Annotated in this window: 1 protein-coding gene; it reads left to right on the top strand. The window is 63.2% G+C overall.

Annotated features, from left to right (window positions below; all coding sequences use genetic code 11):
* A partial coding sequence (locus EN857_RS33485; protein WP_135897686.1) for a hypothetical protein occupies positions 1-383 on the top strand: 383 nt, incomplete at both ends.

Below are 383 nucleotides of genomic sequence, written 5' to 3'. Positions count from 1 at the left end.
CTTCGACCAGACACCGGTGGTCAACAATTCAGGCACCATGACGATCGGCGACGGCGCGTTGCTGCCGCTGAGCGGCATCATCAACAACAGCGGCCTGATCTCGCTCGGCTCGACCGGCAGCGATACGCTGCTGCAGGTTATCCAGCACGGCGTGACCTTGCAGGGAGGCGGGCAGATCCTGTTATCCGACAGCGCCGCCAACATGATTTCCGGCACAGGGCCGGATGTCACTCTCGTCAACGTCGACAACACGATCTCGGGCGCCGGCCAACTGGGCGGCGGCATGCTCAGCCTCGACAATAGGGGGACCATCATCGCCTCCGGCTCGAATGCGCTGGTCATCGATACCGGAGGCAGTGTCGTCACCAACTCCGGAACGCTGG

The organism is Mesorhizobium sp. M4B.F.Ca.ET.214.01.1.1 (assembly GCF_004791545.1).
GTDB lineage: Bacteria > Pseudomonadota > Alphaproteobacteria > Rhizobiales > Rhizobiaceae > Mesorhizobium > Mesorhizobium abyssinicae.
Note: the sequence above shows the minus strand (reverse complement) of the source record. Positions and strands in the feature narration are given on the sequence as shown.